At 58.0% G+C, this 17,840-nt stretch carries 12 protein-coding genes; 8 read left to right on the forward strand and 4 right to left on the reverse strand.

Annotated elements, in window-relative coordinates:
- Nucleotides 1–174 precede the first annotated feature (174 nt).
- Nucleotides 175–1,158, reverse strand: coding sequence for a Gfo/Idh/MocA family protein (locus H7C18_RS08045; protein ID WP_185128507.1), 984 nt, complete (start codon nucleotides 1,156–1,158; stop codon nucleotides 175–177).
- 20 nt (nucleotides 1,159–1,178) lie between these two features.
- Nucleotides 1,179–2,156: a Gfo/Idh/MocA family protein gene (locus tag H7C18_RS08050; RefSeq protein WP_185128508.1), complete on the reverse strand. Its 978-nt coding sequence runs from the start codon at nucleotides 2,154–2,156 to the stop codon at nucleotides 1,179–1,181.
- 132 nt (nucleotides 2,157–2,288) lie between these two features.
- Between H7C18_RS08050 and H7C18_RS08055 the strand changes: the two genes are divergently transcribed.
- Entirely contained in the window at nucleotides 2,289–3,308 is a 1,020-nt protein-coding gene (locus H7C18_RS08055) for a helix-turn-helix domain-containing protein (protein WP_185128509.1), read from the forward strand.
- Nucleotides 3,309–3,561: 253 nt separating this feature from the next.
- Here H7C18_RS08055 and H7C18_RS08060 read toward each other — a convergent pair whose 3' ends face one another.
- Together H7C18_RS08060 and H7C18_RS08065 are read right to left on the reverse strand one after the other, a co-directional pair.
- Nucleotides 3,562–4,773: an MFS transporter gene (locus tag H7C18_RS08060; RefSeq protein WP_185128510.1), complete on the reverse strand. Its 1,212-nt coding sequence runs from the start codon at nucleotides 4,771–4,773 to the stop codon at nucleotides 3,562–3,564.
- Nucleotides 4,774–4,861: 88 nt separating this feature from the next.
- Nucleotides 4,862–6,538, reverse strand: a complete 1,677-nt coding sequence (locus H7C18_RS08065; RefSeq protein WP_185128511.1) for a ribonuclease J — start codon at nucleotides 6,536–6,538, stop codon at nucleotides 4,862–4,864.
- Between the two features lie 202 nt (nucleotides 6,539–6,740).
- On the opposite strand from H7C18_RS08065, the gene H7C18_RS08070 reads away from it, so the two are divergent.
- The 7 genes from H7C18_RS08070 to H7C18_RS08100 all read left to right on the forward strand — a co-directional run bounded on the left by H7C18_RS08070 (nucleotide 6,741) and on the right by H7C18_RS08100 (nucleotide 17,254).
- Nucleotides 6,741–8,984 carry a helix-turn-helix domain-containing protein gene (locus H7C18_RS08070; RefSeq protein ID WP_185128512.1) on the forward strand — a complete coding sequence of 748 codons (2,244 nt, stop codon included), beginning with the start codon at nucleotides 6,741–6,743 and terminating at the stop codon, nucleotides 8,982–8,984.
- A 197-nt stretch (nucleotides 8,985–9,181) separates the two neighbouring features.
- Nucleotides 9,182–10,081 carry an ABC transporter permease subunit gene (locus H7C18_RS08075; RefSeq protein ID WP_185128513.1) on the forward strand — a complete coding sequence of 300 codons (900 nt, stop codon included), beginning with the start codon at nucleotides 9,182–9,184 and terminating at the stop codon, nucleotides 10,079–10,081.
- A 21-nt stretch (nucleotides 10,082–10,102) separates the two neighbouring features.
- The gene (locus H7C18_RS08080; protein WP_185128514.1) at nucleotides 10,103–10,996 is read left to right on the forward strand and encodes a carbohydrate ABC transporter permease; all 894 of its coding nucleotides are present in this window, start codon (nucleotides 10,103–10,105) and stop codon (nucleotides 10,994–10,996) included.
- 17 nt (nucleotides 10,997–11,013) lie between these two features.
- Nucleotides 11,014–12,633 carry an extracellular solute-binding protein gene (locus H7C18_RS08085; RefSeq protein ID WP_185128515.1) on the forward strand — a complete coding sequence of 540 codons (1,620 nt, stop codon included), beginning with the start codon at nucleotides 11,014–11,016 and terminating at the stop codon, nucleotides 12,631–12,633.
- Between the two features lie 21 nt (nucleotides 12,634–12,654).
- Complete coding sequence (locus tag H7C18_RS08090; protein WP_185128516.1) at nucleotides 12,655–14,301, forward strand: arylsulfatase; 1,647 nt, start codon at nucleotides 12,655–12,657, stop codon at nucleotides 14,299–14,301.
- A gap of 16 nt (nucleotides 14,302–14,317) precedes the next feature.
- Nucleotides 14,318–15,784 carry a sulfatase-like hydrolase/transferase gene (locus tag H7C18_RS08095; protein ID WP_185128517.1) on the forward strand — a complete coding sequence of 489 codons (1,467 nt, stop codon included), beginning with the start codon at nucleotides 14,318–14,320 and terminating at the stop codon, nucleotides 15,782–15,784.
- Nucleotides 15,785–15,820: 36 nt separating this feature from the next.
- The gene (locus H7C18_RS08100; protein WP_185128518.1) at nucleotides 15,821–17,254 is read left to right on the forward strand and encodes a sulfatase-like hydrolase/transferase; all 1,434 of its coding nucleotides are present in this window, start codon (nucleotides 15,821–15,823) and stop codon (nucleotides 17,252–17,254) included.
- Nucleotides 17,255–17,840 lie beyond the last annotated feature (586 nt).

Raw genomic sequence — 17,840 nt, forward strand, 5'->3', positions numbered from 1 at the left:
ATACAGTTCGGGAAATATGCGCCATCACCCACGATAAAACCTTGGATAAGTTTAGCGTCTCATCTTTATTTCTATTAGATTGCGAAAAGCCGACGGACGCCCTTCGGCACCGTCGGCCCCTCTATTCATTTCCGCCTATATTCTGCAGCTCCATTTCAGCATCATCACCCTTGCCTAAAGCGCCACAGGCTGTCCCAGCTTCGCGGACTCGTAGGCGGCAAGCGCCACGGCGGCGGAGCGCAAGCCGTCTTCGCCGGTGATCGGCACCGGCCGGCCCTCCAGCAGCGATCGGACGAACGACTCGATCATCAGCCGGTCCATATCGTCGCCCCAGTAGCTCCAGCTGCCTTTGCCGGCGAGATCGCTGTACACCTCGTTCTTCTGGGCGAAGCCGTCGACGGAGATGATGCCTTTCGTGCCGACGATTTCCATCGTCACGTCGCCCCAGGTCGGGAACGATCGCGGGCGGGACCAGCTCGTATCGATGACGGCGAAGGCGCCTCCGGCGAATTTCACATGAACGAGGCCCGCGTCGTCGATTTTCGTCTCGCCGAACCGCGATGCGGCATATCCGTAGACCTCTTTCGCCTCCGAGCCGACCATCCAGTTCAGCAGATCCATTACATGGACCGTATGGTCGAGCAGGGCGCCGCCGCCCGACAGCGACTTATCGGTAAACCAGCCGCCGGGATTCGTCCCGTGGTTGGTTCCTTTGACGGCGACGATGTCGCCGATCTCGCCGCGCTCGATCGCGGCTTTGGCGCCGGTCACGGCCGGCAGATAACGGCACGGGAAAGCGGTCATCAGCTGGACGCCGTTCTCCCGGGCGGCGGCGATCATCCGTTCCATCTCGCCGACGGAGATGCCGAGCGGCTTCTCGCACAGCACATGCTTTTTGGCCTCGGCCGCCGCGACCGCCTGTTTGGCATGATGGACGTTCTCCGAGCAGATGACGACGGCATCGGCATCGGAAGCGAGCAGCTCCCGATAATCGGCGTAGTAGGGCACGCCGCTGCGTTCGACGATCGAGGCCACGCGGCTCTGCGACTCGTCGGCAATGCCGACGATCTCGACCTCCGGCATGCCGGCCAGGCTCGCGAAATAGCTGTTCGCATGGCCGTGCGCGAAGCTGATCAGGCCTACTTTCAGTTTTTTCACTGTTCGTTCCTCCTTTGCGATCATAATAAAACGGCTTTGCCCGTCCGGATCGATTCCAGCGCCGCGAGCGCGATGCGGAGCGCCTCCCGCGCGTCCTCCGCCGTGACGAGCGGCTCCGCGCCGTCCCGCACGCACGCCAGAAAATGCGCCAGCTCCCGGTCGTACGGGCTCAGAATGCCCGGGCTTTGCGGAATTTCGGCGAATCGCCCGTCCCTTTCGGCGTGGGCGCGGGTGCGGATTTGCAGCGAGCCGGAGGCCGCGCTGTTCAGTTGAATCAATCCCGCGGAGCCCGCGATTTCGGCCGCGTACCGGAACGGGCCGGGGTCGCCCCAATGCGCTTCCAGGTTGGCGGCCGCCCCGTTCGCGAACTCCAGCGTCACCAACGCGTAATCCGAGTCGTCCGTGCAGGCGTTCATGGCATAGACCGACTTGACCTCTCCCCAGATCCACCGCATAAAATCGATGTCGTGAATCATCATGTCGACGATGACGCCGCCGCTTTTCGCAGGGTCCTTGAACCAGCCCTTCGCGTTTCCGGGATGTCCGCCGATCCTCTTGGCATGGGCGACGCCGGGTTCGCCGATTTGAGCTTCCGCGATCTGCCGGCGGGCCTGCTCGTATTCCGGGAAAAACCGGACGACATGGCCGACGAACAGCCGGACGCCGTTCCGGCGGCATGCCGCGATCATCTCGTCGGTATCCTCCAGCGACAGCGCGACCGGCTTCTCGCAGATGACGTGCCTGCCGGCCTCCGCCGCCTCCAGCACGGCCTGCTTGTGCAAATAGCTCGGCAGCGCGATGCTGATCACCTGCGGATCCGTCTCTCTCAGCATATCGGCAAAGGAGCTGAAGGCGCGCGTCCCCGTCTTCCGGGCCAGCTCGCCGGCAAGCTCCGCATCGATGTCGCATACGCCGACCAACTCGGCATCCGCCATTCCGGCGAAGCTTTGCGCATGCACGTGCCCCATGCCGCCGCAGCCGACTACCGCTACTCTCATATCGGACTCTCTCCTTCTTTTTGTTGTATACTATTCATGAGTCATCATAGTACGGAGATTTGCGGGCCTCAATAACGATTTTTGGCCCTTTTGTATCCAAAATGACGACGGCGCAAAGTGGGCGATCAACCGATGAAAGACGTTCGGGAGCATTTTCGGGAAGGCGTTGAGGAACAATTTCAGGAGCCGATTCATTACCAGAACCGGCATCTCTGCATCAAGGCGTGGCAGTTCACGGACCGGTCGGAGCCCGGCCCGCCGGGCAGGCGCTGGCATTATCACAAAGAGGTCGAGCTTGTTCTGGTGCAGGAGGGGGCCATGAACTTCCATACGCCCGGCCATAGCTATGCGCTTGACGCGGGGGATGTCGCCATCGTCGGCTCCTCCCAGCTCCATCTCAGCCAGAAAACGGCGGACGGGCCTCTGGTCTATATCGTGCTGCACGTCGACCTGCAGCGTTATTTCGATCCGGCGATGATGATGTATTACCGGCACTTCTCGGAGTTGGTTCGTCCGCTTGAGGAGCTGAACTATATCTTCCAGGAAAGCGCCGCGGCAAGGCGGGAGATGGCCGGCATTCTGACGGACATTCACGAGGAAATGATCGGCAGGCGGAACGGCTACGAGATCGCCGCCAGCATGCATATCAAGCATCTGCTGCTGACGCTGCTCCGTCACGACAGCCGCGGGCTGCTGCAGAGCAACGAATTCGTGGACGACGCCGTCATGCGTCCCGTTCTCGATTTTGTAGACCGCCATCTGAGCGAGCGCATCGACATGGACGAGGCGAGCCGGATCGCGCGGATGAATTACAGTTACTTTTCCAAGTATTTCAAAAAGGCGGTCGGCGTTTCGTTCGTCGACTACGTCAACCGCCAGCGCATACGCAAGGCGGCGCATCTGCTCGTCGCCGAGCCCGCCAGCGTCTCCGCCATCGCAGCGAGCGTCGGGATCGAGAATATGGCGCATTTCTACGAGCTGTTCAAGCGGTATAACGGCTGCACGCCGAAGGAATACGCGCGGCGGCTGCTCCGGGGCGAAGACGGGAGCGAGGGGCAGGCCGGCTCCAAGAGCTTGGACCATTTTCTAAAGAAAAAGGCCCATCACGCCGATGGCATGACGGGCACAGGGGATTGTGGATACATGGGTTAAAAGGCGATCGTGCGCAGAATGATGACAAGCAGGATAAAGAGTACGAGCACAAACGCAGCCCCACCGCCGGCACAAGAGCCTACGCCTACACCACCTACAGGATAACCCAAAGCAATCACCACCATTTTTATATTGCGGCTTATGCCACTACTCTTATATATGATCAAATGTCATGACGGTCAGTACGCTTGCCTAGGTTTTTAAAATTCTGCATACTTCGATAAGCCGTATGTCGAGGGCTGACGGTATGGTATTATTTCGATCTGCCTTCGGAAGACCGGGGCTTGACGGCGACGGCGGCGAGGACAGCGGCCGCCGCGCCCAGGCCGCCCATCAGCCAGAATAAACTCTGCTGGGAACGCTCCAGCAGGAGCGAAGCGACGGGCGGGCCGACCGCAACGCCGATAAACCGCATGCTGCTGTAGATCGAGGTGGCCGTCCCCCGCTGCTTCTTCTCGATGCCTTCCGTAATCAGCGCGTCGAGACAGGGCAAAGCCGCGCCGATGCCGGCACCGCCCAACGTCATGAAAACGAATAACCAATAGATCGATTGGGGCTTGACCCATCCGCAGATAAGCAACGCTGCCGCTCCCAAGGCCGCTCCGCCGAAGCTGAGCCACTTCATCCTGATCTTATTTTCCCCGATCCACTTTCCCGCTCCGTAAGAACAGGCGCACAGCGCCGCCGTCGGAATTGCCAGCAGGGCTCCTTTCCATATCCCGTGAATGCCGTACCGATCCTCCAGCGTCTGGGACAGGAAGAACAGAGAGCCGAAGACAAGGAACATGCTGATGCCGCCGATGGCGAAGATGGCGTACAACCAGCGCTTTTTGGCGAACATGCGTTTGATCGATGCGAAGAAATCCGGCAGGGTCGGAGGCTCCTCCTGCTGAGCCGGAACTTTGACCAGCCATGCGACCAGCACGAGCGAGAGCAGGCTGATGACGGGGATGGCCAGAAACGGCAAGTACCACACGAGCGCGGCGAGCAGCGAACCGAGAATCGGGCTCAGCACTTTCCCTAGCGTATTCGCCGTCTCGATCAGACCGAGTCCCGCGCTGATGTCGCTTTCCTTCTTGTACAAATCGCCGACGAGCGGGATGACGATGGGGAAGGATCCGGCTGCGCCGACGCCTTGGAGCAGCCTTCCGGCCAGAATCCAGCCGTAACAATGATCGGTCCACAAAGGAGCCAAGCCCGCTACGAGCCCCCCTGCTCCCGTCAGCGCCAGGCTCGGGATAATGATTTTTTTGCGTCCGAGCCGGTCGGACAAAAAGCCGGCTATCGGGATCAGAAAAATCGCCACGACGGAGTATACCGTAATGATCAGGCTGACCTGGAAAGAGCTGACGTGCAGCTCCTTGCGCAGGGAAGGCAGAATCGGTATCAGCATCGAATTGCCCAGCGTCGCGATGAGCGGTATGGAAGCCAAGGCGATCAGATCCCAGGTTTTCTTTGCTTCCATAGCCATGCTCCTTTTCCGATAAGGTCGATCGGTTTTATGCCATATTGAATTGCCTGGTTAGCATCTCCCGGCTGCGATCCGAATAATCCTAGACCTCCGTGAGAATCGGCATGATCATCGGTCGACGCTTGAGTTCGGCGAACAGGTACTGTCCGAGCTCGTCTTTGAGCGCCCGCTTGATCAAGCCCCATTGCTTGATCCTGGACGATTTAAGCTCCTGCAGGGTGGAAAGGACAAGCTTGTGCAGCTGCTCCAGCAGCGCCTCGGAATCCCGAACGTAAATGAAGCCGCGGGAAATAAGGTCCGGTCCCGAAAGGATCGAGCCGTCCTTTTTGCTCAAGGTAACGACGACGATGAGAATGCCGTCGGCGGACAACTGCTTGCGGTCTCGCAGGACGACGCTGCCGATGTCGCCGACGCCGAGCCCGTCGACCAGGACGTCCCCGGAAGGAGCTTTGCCGGACGGCGCCGCGGCTCCGTCCCCGAATTCGACGATATCGCCGTTGCCGACGATAAAGATGCGGTCCGGCTTGACGCCGACGGATTCCGCGAGCAGGCGATGCTGATGCAGCATGCGATACTCCCCGTGAATCGGCATGAAATATTTCGGCTTCATCAGGGTCAGCATCAGCTTCAGTTCCTCCTGGCTGCCGTGGCCGGACACGTGCATGCCGGTCGCCGCGCCGGATCCGTAGATCACCTGGGCGCCCAACTGATATAACTGGTCGATGATTCGGGCGACGTTGCGCTCGTTGCCCGGGATCGGCGAAGCTGCCACGATGACCGTGTCGTCGGGAGAGATCTCCATCTTGCGGTAGCTGGCGGCGGCAAGCCTGGCGAGAGCGGCCGCCGGTTCCCCTTGGCTGCCCGTGCACAGCACGGCCACTTGTTCGGGCGGAAGCCGGGAGGCTTCTTCGGCTTCGATCAGCATGCCTTCCGGCACGTTCAGATAGCCGATCTCCCGGGCGACGTTTACGACATTGACCATGCTGCGGCCGAGCAGGACGAGGCGGCGGTTCGTCCGGGCGGCGGCGTTCACGACCTGCTGAACGCGATTGACGTTGGAGGCGAACGTGGACAAAAAAATTTTTCGCTTCGCCCGCTGAAAGGCTTCCTCAATGTGCGCGCCGACCGTCCGCTCCGACGGCGTGAAGCCGGGCCGCTCCGCATTCGTGCTCTCCGACAGCAGGAGCAAAACGCCTTTCTCTCCGACGGCCGCCATCCGGTGAAGATCGGGATGCTGGCTTTTTCTCTCCGGCGTCAAGTCGAATTTGAAATCTCCGGTATGGACGACGGTGCCCGCGGGCGTGTCGAATACGACGCCGAGGCAATCGGGGATGCTGTGGTTGGTGCGGAAGAAGGAGGCGCTAATCGGACCGAAATCAAGAACGGCGTCGGCGTCGATCACGTTCAGCGTCGCGCCCCTTAACAGTCCGTGCTCCGACAATTTCGCTTCGATCAATCCCATGGTAAGCCTGGTGGCATAAACCGGGAGGTTCAGTTGTTTCAATATGTACGGAATGCCGCCGATGTGATCCTCGTGCCCGTGAGTGACGATCAGGGCGGCGACATGATCCCGGCGCTCAAGCAAACCGGAGATGTCCGGCACGATCAGGTCGATTCCCGGCAGGTTTTCGTCGGGAAATTTGGATCCGCAATCTACGACGACCATCACCTTGCCGTATTCGATCACATACATGTTTTTGCCGATCTCTTGCACGCCGCCTAGCGCGAATACGCGCCCTTTTCCCGAAGCCCGATTCATATTATTCCTCCATGGCTCTAATCGCTGCGTATTATGCGACGGGCTTTCCTGACTTATTCCGCCCGGTAACCGCCGGCACAACATCAATCGTTAATCGGGCAGGAAGAATGCGCTTCCATCCCGAATAATACATTGAATAAATCTAATGTACATTGTATAAATGTGATGCTGCGTTTAGATAAATCGATTGCGGGGGATCGGGATGACCAAGATCGGAAGAAGCGTGATTTTCTACAAGTACCTTCTCTCTTATATTTTCATTTGCACGTTTCCTGTCGTCATTATGGGCATTATTCTATACGAGAACACGGTAGGAAGCCTCAAAAGCGAGATCGAAAAATCGAACTTGACCAAGCTGTCGCAAGTAGAGTCGATGATGGAGCGGCAGATGAAAGAGTTCGGTAACATCGCGTTCCTCATCGCGGAAGATTCGAAGTTTCTGTCCTATAACTTGAACGACGGTTACGGCCGGATCGAGGCCGTTGACGAGCTTAAGAAATATAAAGCGAACAGCTCGATCATCGACACTTTGTTTTTGTATCTCCGCCATGACGACCTCATCTACTCTTCGGACGGATTTTACTCCTACGATTCGTTCCGCAAATATTTTTACCGCGGCAGCGGCTGGAACGACGACCAGTTTTACGATGACATCAACCGGATCGCGAATCCTCAAATCAAACGGATGTCCGGAACGGACCAAGCTTCTCCTGCGCAGAGATACCTTGTGTATATGTATCCGGTCCAACCGCAAAGCCCGAGACCGTACGGCACGGTCGTCTTCGCCATTCAGGAGTCCGAGCTGTCGTCGATGATGAGCAATATTTTGGGCGATTTCAAAGGGGAAAGCTATATCCTGGACGAGAACGATCAAATATTGGCTTCCGTTCATCAGGGGGAGGAGAACGGCAAGCTCAAATCGCAAATGATCGCGATGATCAAAGAACACGACAAGTCGGGAATTTACGAGCTTTCTTCCGAACATACGAAATATTCGTTCAGCTACGTCAAGTCGGATACGATCGGGTGGAGCTTCGTCACGATTTTGCCCACCTCGCAGTTCATGAGCCGGGTGATCCAGAAACGTACCTTCACGATCGAATTGATCTCTCTGATCGCGATGATGGGCGTCGGGATTGCGTTTGCTTTCACCCACTACCATTATGTCCCGATCCGTCGGCTCGCCAACCGGTTGAACCGGGAAGCCGCCTCCCAGGCCCCCTCCGTCGTCCGGAACGAGTTCCGCTTGATCGAGAGCGCGGCGGACGTCTTCGTATCCAGCAACAGAGAGCTGCTGAGAGAACAGCTGCTTGCCAAACTGCTCGCAGGCAAAATCGGCGGCGCCGCGCAGCTGCAGGAATGGATGAAGCGTTCGCATACGGAATTCGCCGGCGCCGGCTTTTACGTGCTGTTGATCGACGGGAAAACGAGGTTCGTCGATGCGGCTCCCATCGCGCAGCTGCTGCGGGAGAACGGATCTTCCGCGTACTGCACGGACGATCCGAACGGAAACGGCGCAGCGGTTATCGCCATGCTGGACGATTCTCCGGACGTGGCGGAGGCAGAGCCCGATCTGGCGAGCCTATTGGCCGTATGGCTGGAGGAGGCGCACGGCCAGGCCGTTCACATCGGGATCGGCGGGGTCTATTCGGAACCGCTGCAATTGAATCGCTCGTACATCGAGGCGTCCGCGGCGCTGGAATACAAAATGATCGCCGGCGGCAAAGCCATTACGAATTTTCGCGATATCGCGGCCTCGCACCACGAGGAGCCTTGGTATCCGGTCGAAGAGCAAATCGTCTATTTGCAGAGCTTGAAGAAAGGCGACCGCGCGGTTGCTCTGCATAACCTGAGGAGCATCCTGGACAGCATTGCGTCCAAGGGCGCATCGCTGCTGATGCTCCGATATATTTGTTTCGATATGGTCAATTCCGCCGTGAAAGTGGTGCGGGAAATACATGCCGAACATTTTCGCGAGGAAATCGAAAGCTTGATGGGGTTCGACTCTCTGGACGAATTATACGCCCGGCTGGAGCGGCTCACGGAGAAAGTGTGCCTGTACGTGGAAGAACGCAAGGAAAGCAAGAACGTAAAGCTGCGCGACAGCGTGCTGGACTACGTGCACCGCCATTTTCGCGACGGCGGCATCAGTCTGGAACGGATCGCGGACGAGCACGACGTATCCGTGTCGTTCCTGAGCCGTTTCTTCAAGGAGCAGGTCGGGGAGACGTTCACGGACTACTTGTCGGAGCTGCGGATGAAGGAAGCGAAGCTGAGGCTCCTCCACTCGGAGCAATCGGTCGGGCAAATCGTCGAAGAGATCGGCTATATGAACGCGTCCAATTTCGTCCGCAAATTCAAGAAGACCGAAGGTGTGACGCCGGGGCAGTACCGCAAATTGTACGCCCCCGGAATCGGTTCCGATCAGGAGGAATCGCTGGAGTAAGCGAGCGATGAAGCGGCCGGGGCGGTCAAGATCATCCCGAGCACATGACTGCAAATGGAGCACATCGGCGATTTCGCCCTTGCATCAACTGGAGCATATCGCGTCAACAAACACCGATTTACGCCTTACGAGAGCCCGTGTTACCTTTTGCTTGCGGTTGCTTCATCAACCTAAAGGCGAGGAGGTGAGACAAGGGCGTGAAATGGAGAGAGTACACGAAGAATTACGAGCTGTACCTGATGATGGCGCTGCCGCTGGCCTATTACGCGATCTTCAAGTATTGGCCCATGTACGGCGTGCAGATCGCCTTCAAAAACTTCAATATGGCGCAAGGGATATGGGGAAGTCCTTGGGCGGGTCTGAAGTATTTCGACAAGTTTTTCTCCTATTACAACTTCGGCGCGATCTTGGGCAATACGATCTGGATCAGCCTGTATGCGATCGCCGTCGGCTTCTTCTTTCCCATCGTGCTGGCGCTGCTGCTGGACGAGATTCGCAACCTGCATTTCAAGAAGCTGATTCAGAACGTGACGTATGTTCCCCACTTCCTGTCGGGCGTCGTCGTCGTCGGAATGCTGATCAATTTTACTTCGATCCGAGGCGGCCTGTTCAACAAGATCATCGAGCTGTTCGGGGGACACCCGGTCAACTTCATGATCGAGTCGCAATATTTCAAGACGATGTACGTCTTCTCGGATCTGTGGCAGAACATGGGGTGGAGCGCGATCATTTATTTGGCAGCGCTTACGGGCATCAGTCCAGAGCTGAACGAGGCGGCGGTCGTGGACGGAGCGAGCCGCTTCAAGCGGATTTTACACGTTAAAATCCCGGGCTTGCTGCCGACGATCATGATTCTGCTTATTCTGCGCGTCGGCCATCTGTTCAACATCGGCTTTGAACGCATCTTGCTGATGCAGAACGATGCCAATCTATCGGCTTCGGACGTCATTCAGACATATATTTACCGTACCGGCATTTTGCAAGGCGATTTCAGCTACTCCACGGCCGTAAGCGTGTTTAATTCGCTGGCCAATTTCATTATTCTCATCGCCGCGAATTATTTGGCGCGCAAAACAAGCGATTCCAGCTTGTGGTGAGCCGGGAAGGAGAAGGGACGGATGCATTCTCCCGTTTACAGAGGCAAGGGCGACAGGCTGTTTAGCATTCTGGTTGTGCTCATCCTGTTCGCTATCTTCATCATCGTGCTTTATCCGCTGCTTTACACGCTGAGCGCTTCTTTCAGCGATCCGCTGGCGGTGCTGAACGGCAGGCTGTGGCTGCTTCCGGTCGGATGGACGCTCAAGGCGTATGGCAACGTGCTGGATCATCCGGAGATTTGGGTCGGCTACCGCAATACGCTTCTGTATACGAGCGTAGCTTTGGTGTTCAATATCGTGCTCACGATTCTGGCGGCGTTTCCGCTATCCCGCCGGGATTTCAAGGGCCGCGGGCTGCTCACCGGCATCCTCGTCTTTACGATGTTTTTCGACGGCGGCATGATTACGACGTATCTGGTCGTCCATAAGCTGCACTTGATCAACACGATGTGGGCGCTCGTGCTGCCGAAGGCGATCAACACGTTCAACGTCATCGTCACGATTACCTTCCTCCGCCATACGATTCCGGAGGAGGTGTACGAAGCGGCCCGGGTGGACGGCTGCTCCAACACCCGGATGCTGCTCAGCATCGCCATTCCGCTTTCCAAACCGATCCTGGCGGTGATGGTGCTGTTCTACGCGGTGGAGCAATGGAACTCGTATTTCGATGCGCTCATTTATATTTCCAAGCAGCAGCTATTCCCGCTGCAGCTGATTCTGCGCAATATCCTGATCGCGGCTTCGGCCAGCGATATGACGACGGCGGCGGATGCCGGCGCTACGCAGCGGATGCTGGATTCGGAAGGAATCAAGTACGCCGTAATCATTCTGGCCAGCTTGCCGATGCTCATTCTGTACCCGTTCGTCCAAAGGTTCTTCGTCAATGGCGTCATGATCGGTTCGGTGAAAGGATAATAAGGAGGAAAAAACAGATGCGGGGTTATTTGAAAACGGTCACATTCGCGGCGCTTTCCTGCTCGCTGGCATTGGCGGCGGGCTGCTCATCCGGTTCTGACGGAGATGCACAATCCGGCTCCGGGAATCAAGCTCCGTCCGGCGGCTCGCAGCAGGCGGCGGCCGGCGGAGTGAAGGCCGGCGGCTTTCCGATCGTCGACCGGCCGATTACGCTCAAAGCCTTCTCTCGCAAGGATCCTCAGCACGGCGAATATAAAGATATGCTGCTGTGGAAAGATTACGAGCAAAAATCCGGCATCCATATCGAATGGGATACGCCGAACCTCGACAGCGCGACCGAACGGATCAACCTGCTCTTCTCGACGCAGGACTTGCCGGATTTTATCCTGAAGAACAGCTTGACCTCCTCGCAAATCATGCAGTACGGCTCGCAGGGCCTGATTATTCCGTTGGAAAAGTATATTGACCAGTATGCTCCCCATTTCAAGTCGCTGCTGGACAAGCGACCGGATATCAAGCAGCAGATTACGGCGCCCGACGGGCACATTTATTTTCTGCCGTCCGTGATGGATTACCTGCCGAGCAACGTGGGCCGCTATCCGCTTATCAATACGAAATGGCTGTCCAAGGTCGGCATGCAGGCGCCGACCACGTCAGACGAGCTACTCAAGGTGCTGACCGCCTTCAAAACGCAGGACCCGAGCGGGAACGGCGAGAATGAAGAGATCCCTTATTCCGCCCACAACATCAATCTCGCTTTCCAGGGCATTGAGGGAATGTTCGGCTTGAGCGAGCAAATCGCGAACTTCCATACGGTGATCGAGGACGGCAAAGCGAACGTATGGCTCGACGACGACCGTTACAAGAAGGCTCTCGAGTTCTTCAAGCAGCTGTACGATCAGAAGCTGGTCGACCAGGAAATTTTCACCCAGACGGACAAAATGTATTTCGGCAAGCTGGCCGACGGCATCATCGGATATACGCCGCTCTATCAGCCGCGCAACGCAGGCAAGTACGCGAACGATTACGATGCCATCGTCCCGCCCAAGGGCCCGGACGGCGATCAGGTATGGGCGTACCTGAGCAACGGCGTGGGCGTGGGCAACTTCATGATCACCAAGAACGACAAATATCCGGAAGCGACCGTTCGCTGGGCCGACTATTTCTTCAGCGACGAAGGAGCGACGGCCGTCTATGAGGTGAAGGAGGGCGAGGTGTATACGGTAGCCGCCGACGGAACGTACCACATCAACGAGGACCTCCTCAATTCCGACTCCGGATTCGAGAATGTGATGGGCGCCAAGTATACGTATTACCCCGGCGGCGGAGCCCTGGGTCTCTTTACGGAGAAGCAAATGCTTCCTACGATGGAAGGGACGCCTATGCCGACGTATATCAAGAAAGTGCAAGACTATCTGCCGAAAACAGTTTATAACGCGCCGCTGCTGGAGGCGGATAAGCAGGACAAACTGACCGACCTCAGCAATGATATCGGCAAGTATGCCGACGAAATGCGGGCGAAGTTCATCCTGGGCAAGGTTTCCTTCGACGACTGGGACAGCTATGTGAAGCAATTGGACAAGATGGGCATTCACGACATGGAGAACATTCTGAGCGACGCCGTTGCCCAAAAATAACTTGCGGAGCGGAGGGAAGCCATGGAGAACGTCACGAAGCGACCGAATATCATCGTCATCCTGAACGACGACATGGGGTATTCCGATATCGGCTGTTACGGCGGCGAAGTGGATACGCCGAACCTGGACCGGCTCGCGGCGAACGGAGTGAGGCTGACCCAGTTTTACAATACGGCCCGTTGTTCTCCTTCCCGCGCTTCCTTGCTGACCGGACTGCATCCGCATCAGACGGGCATCGGCGTTCTGGTCGAGGATCAGCGGCCGGAAGGGTACGCCGGCAATTTGAACAAGAACTGCGTCACGCTGGCCGAGGCGCTCGGAGCGGACGGATATCGCACGTATATGAGCGGCAAATGGCACGTGGCGACGGACAAGTTCAACGTCTCCGACACATGGCCGAAGCAGCGCGGCTTTGACCGTTACTACGGGATCATTTGCGGCGCCGCGAACTACTACCATCCGCGTACGCTCACGCGCGATAACGAGAATATCGACGACGAAGCGCAGCAGGATGATGCCTATTACTTCACCGATGCGATCAGCGACAACGCTGCCCGATTCGTTCGGGAGCATCGGCGGGATTTCGGCGAGCGGCCGTTCTTTCTGTACGCAGCCTATACGGCCCCCCACTGGCCGCTGCATGCGAAGCCGGAAGACGTCGGGAAATACAAGGGCCGGTTTGACGCCGGCTGGGATCTATTGCGGGAAGAGCGTCTGGAGCGCATGGCGAGGATGGGCATCATCGACGAGCGTTGGAAGCTGTCGGAGCGGGACCCGGATGTGCCTGCCTGGGAGGACGAAGAGCACAAGGCGTGGAGGCTTCGCTGCATGGAAGTGTATGCGGCGCAGATCGACTGCATGGATCAAGGCATCGGACGCATCGTGCAGGCGCTGGAGGAGACTGGCGAACTCGACAACACGCTGATACTGTTTCTGGCGGACAACGGCGGCTGCGCGGAACGGCTCGCTCCGTCGCCGGGCGAAGCCCTGCTTCAAGGCGGCAGCGCCCGCGCCCGTACCAAGTCGGGCGAACCCGTCCGCTTCGGCAACGATCCGGCGCTGATGCCCGGGGAGGAGACGACCTACCAGAGCTACGGCATCGCTTGGGCGAATTTGTCGAATACGCCTTTCCGGCTTTACAAGCATTGGGTTCACGAGGGCGGAATCGCCACGCCGTTCATCGCCCATTGGCCGGCACGCATGACGGAAGCGGGCGCTGTGCGCCATTCCCCGGCACAATTGACCGACGTGATGGCGACGGTGCTGGAGGCGACCGGGGCGCCCTATCCGTCCGTTTATGACGGGCATGTCATCCCGCCGTGCGAAGGGCAGAGTTTGCTTTCCCTGTTCGAGGCTGACCGGGAGCGGAACGTTCCCTTGTACTGGGAGCATGAAGGCAATGCCGCCGTGCGCCTCGGCAAGTGGAAGCTGGTGCGCAAATACCCCGGAGCTTGGGAGCTCTACGATATGGATGAGGACCGTACGGAGCTGAACGATCTGGCCGGGGCGTTCCCGGAGCGGGTCCGGGAAATGGCGGCCTTGTATGCGGCGTGGGCCGGGCGCTGCGGAGTCGTTCCGCGCGAGACGATTGCCGCCTGGGAAGAGAAAAGGCGGGAGCCGCAGACGGGCTCGCGTACGAGAGGAGGAGAACGAAACGACAGCAGGTAAAAGCAGGCCGAACGTTGTGATCGTCATGAGCGACGAACAGAGCTGGGACACGCTGCGCTGTCACGGCAACCCGGCCGCCGTGACGCCTCGTCTGGACGAACTTGCCGCGGACGGCATCTCCATGGACCGCTGCTACACGCCTTATCCGCTGTGCTGTCCGGCGCGGGCCTCCTTATGGAGCGGGCGGATGCCGCATGACCATCATGTGATGGGCAACTGGCGGCATGTGCGCGCGGAGGTCCGCGACGCCGGGCTCGTCCGTCCTTTCAAGAGCGCCGGATACCATACGATCTACGCCGGCAAATGGCACGTGCCCGGGACGTCGCCGGAACGCTTCGGCTTCGCCGACTTGTCGGCTATTCCCGCCGTGCCGAACGGCATCGACCGCGGCCGCTTGATCGAGCCGTACCGGGAGTACGCCGCGGCACAAGGCTATGAGCTGCTTCCCGGCCATATCGAAAATTTGACGGCCGCGGATGCGGCGCTGTTGAAGCAGCCGGGCAAAGCGCCGTGCGGCCGCGCGGAGATCGCGCTGGAGCACTATTTGGAGGTCTGGCAGACGCGGGAGTTTGTGGACGCGCTCGACCGGCGCCCGGAAGATCAGCCGTTCTTCGCCGTATGCTCGTTTAACGCGCCGCATTTTCCGATGATCGTGCCGGAGCCGTTCGACCGGCTGATCGCCCCGGAAGACGTCGTGCTTCCTCCCAACTTCCTGCAGGGAGTGGAGGGCAAGCCGGCGGAAGTCCTCGAATCGAAGTATTACAAGCATCTGGAGCACTTGGACGAGAGCGAGTGGCGGCGTTTTATCGCCCATTATCTCGGTTTTTGCGCGCTCGTCGACAGCCAGGTCGGGGCGATCGTCGATTACTTGAAGCGCAGCGGGCTGTACAACAACACGATCGTCGTCTTCGTCTCCGATCACGGCGATATGATGGGCGCGCACGGGCTGGTGGAGAAAGGGTTTGATTTGCATTACGAGGAGGCGCTACGGGTTCCGCTCGTCTTGGCCGGTGCCGGAGCAAAAGGGAGAAGCTCGGACGCGCTCGTCCAGCTGCACGATCTGATTCCGACTTTGGCGGAACTCGCTGACGTACCGCTAAGGACCGAGGGCGAGGGCCGCTCGTTCGCAGCTGTCGTTCGGGGAGCGGCTTTCAGGCACCGCGACTTTGTGACGGCCGAAACGTTCAAATGGAACGGCGAGGAGAACGGCAAGGGCGAATACACGCCGCTGTCCTCCTTCGACCCGCAAACCGACAGCGTCAATTTGTCGATTCGCACGGACTCGCTGAAATATATTTTCCGCTATCGGGATATCGAGGAATTGTACGATATGACGCTCGACCCTTACGAGAACGTCAATCTGGCCTCCGCCCCGGGCCGTGCGGAAGATCTGAAGAAGATGCGCAGCCTGCTGCTGAACGAGCTGCGGCGAAGCTCCCCGCGGCTGGCGGAGCTGCTGCAGGCCGGGCTTGCGCACCGTTAACCGCGCATACAAGCTGCAAAGGAGACGACCGCGAGCATGACGAGACCGCATATCTTGCTGATTACGACCGACGAGCTGCGCAAAGACGCGCTGGGCTGCTACGGGAACGAGGCCGTCGCCACGCCGAACCTGGACCGGCTGGCCGCACAGGGCATCCTGTTCGACAGAGCTTATTCCGCCAGTCCGTGGTGCTTGCCCTCGCGCTGCGCGCTGCTCACCGGGCAGTTGCCTCACAACACCGGCGCCTACAGCAATTTCCGCAAGTGCGAGCTCAGCGCCGGCATTCCCAATTTGTTCACGGAACTGAAGAAGACGGGCTACGCGACGAGCGTGCACGGCAAATGCCACTTTGCGCCCGTGCCTTACGGCGAGACGAGACCGGACGTTACGCTGCCGTATGAAGCTTTTCGCGACTATTACGTCAGTCTTGGCATCGACCATCTCGATCTGCAGGACGACAAGCAGGTGTCCGTCTGGTTCTACGACGATTATGCCAAGGAGCTGGATGCGGCCGGATACCTCGGAGCTTACCGGGACGCGACCTGGGACGTGAAGGGCAACCGCAAGGTATTTCCGTTTCCCGGGCCCGAAGAGTGGCACCCCGACAGTTGGGTAGGGCGCAAAGCCGTCGAATATTTGTCGGACCGGGACGACGGGGAGCCGTTGTTTTGCTGGGTCTCGTTCAGCGGTCCGCACTACCCGTTCGATCCGCCGCAGTCTTATTTGAGCCGGGTCGACATGAGCAAGGATAAGCCGCGAACGTTGCGGGAGGGCGAGTTCGACGATCCGCGGAGGATTCATCATCGCAGCTATCACGGCGACGGGCGCGGCGTCGCGGACGGGGCGGGAATCGCTCCGGACCGCGCCTGCAAAAATTACAGCGAAGCGTATTGGCTCGAGCTGCGCAGAAGCTATTACGCGAACGTCGCGCTGATCGACGATCAGATCGGCCGCATTCTGGAGACGGCGCGCGCAAAATTCGGCGACGACGTGCTGGTCATCTTCACCGCCGACCACGGCGAGATGCTCGGCAACCACGGCATCTGGGGCAAGGGAGACTGTGCGTACGAGGACGTGCTGAACGTTCCTTTGCTCGTTCAGTACCCCGGAGAGCGAGACGGCTGGACGACCGACGCCAAGGTGCAGCTGACCGATATCATGGAGACCTGCTTGAAAACGGCGGGCGCCGAATCGCCGCCGGAGACGGACGGCATCGATTTTCGGGAAAACATCGCCCGCGGCGGGTACGAGTTCGTGTTCAGCGAAGGGGAAGGATTCGCCTCCGTCAGCGACGGCCGGTGGAAATACGTTCATGTCGCGAAGATGGGCCAATCGTTCGCCGAGCTGTTCGATCTTGAGAGCGACCCGTCGGAATTTCATAACGTGGCCGAGCTGCCCGAGCATGCTGCCGTCCTGGCGTCGCTGCGCAAGCAATTGACCGATCTGTTCATGAAAAAGCTGCTCTCATAATTACGAAGGATCCCGCCAAAGCCGCAAGGGCTCTGACGGGATCGCTTTTTTACCGGCACGCCGCGCGAACCCGGTTCGGAAGCTGCGTGGCAGTGGAGATCTGCTCGAATCAGTTTTTACTCAGGCGAAAATATTTGATATAACTGCTAAATTCACTTAAGAGATATTTTTATCGTCATATAATTTTTTTACTTTAGGAAAAATATCCTCTCTGAGATAGGAAATATTTCGATATATAAAACCATCGCAACCAACGGAAAATTTTGATTCAATACGATAAGCGATTGAACCTACAGTGAGAGGAAGATAAGAGATATTATCATAAATTAGCAGTGGAAAAGGGCTTGCATCGATTGGTTCTTGTTTGAATGTGAAACCAGAAATAATAACGTGATCATTACTGATGGAATTGTTGGTGCGTTTGTCGCCTATTTGATTGCTAAGTCGCAAACTGAGTTAGCGTCAAGAAGTTTGTGTAAGTAGGTTTTTCAGGCGGCGGAAGAGAAATACTCGATAGGTTAAAGCTGGCTGTAAAATTCAACGAAATAGATTATTAATAAAGCGCTCAGGTCATTTTATCCTGAGC

The sequence above is a fragment of the Cohnella zeiphila genome (assembly GCF_014212055.1).
GTDB classification, from domain to species: domain Bacteria; phylum Bacillota; class Bacilli; order Paenibacillales; family Paenibacillaceae; genus Cohnella; species Cohnella zeiphila.

What these genes read in the sequence shown, in the direction of transcription:
- H7C18_RS08050 (WP_185128508.1), bottom strand. Translation starts at nt 2,156, where the DNA reads ATGAGAGTAGCGGTAGTCGGCTGCGGCGGCATGGGGCACGTGCATGCG.
- H7C18_RS08055 (WP_185128509.1), top strand. Translation starts at nt 2,289, where the DNA reads ATGAAAGACGTTCGGGAGCATTTTCGGGAAGGCGTTGAGGAACAATTT.
- H7C18_RS08060 (WP_185128510.1), bottom strand. Translation starts at nt 4,773, where the DNA reads ATGGAAGCAAAGAAAACCTGGGATCTGATCGCCTTGGCTTCCATACCG.
- H7C18_RS08065 (WP_185128511.1), bottom strand. Translation starts at nt 6,538, where the DNA reads ATGAATCGGGCTTCGGGAAAAGGGCGCGTATTCGCGCTAGGCGGCGTG.
- H7C18_RS08070 (WP_185128512.1), top strand. Translation starts at nt 6,741, where the DNA reads ATGACCAAGATCGGAAGAAGCGTGATTTTCTACAAGTACCTTCTCTCT.
- H7C18_RS08080 (WP_185128514.1), top strand. Translation starts at nt 10,103, where the DNA reads ATGCATTCTCCCGTTTACAGAGGCAAGGGCGACAGGCTGTTTAGCATT.
- H7C18_RS08085 (WP_185128515.1), top strand. Translation starts at nt 11,014, where the DNA reads ATGCGGGGTTATTTGAAAACGGTCACATTCGCGGCGCTTTCCTGCTCG.
- H7C18_RS08090 (WP_185128516.1), top strand. Translation starts at nt 12,655, where the DNA reads ATGGAGAACGTCACGAAGCGACCGAATATCATCGTCATCCTGAACGAC.
- H7C18_RS08100 (WP_185128518.1), top strand. Translation starts at nt 15,821, where the DNA reads ATGACGAGACCGCATATCTTGCTGATTACGACCGACGAGCTGCGCAAA.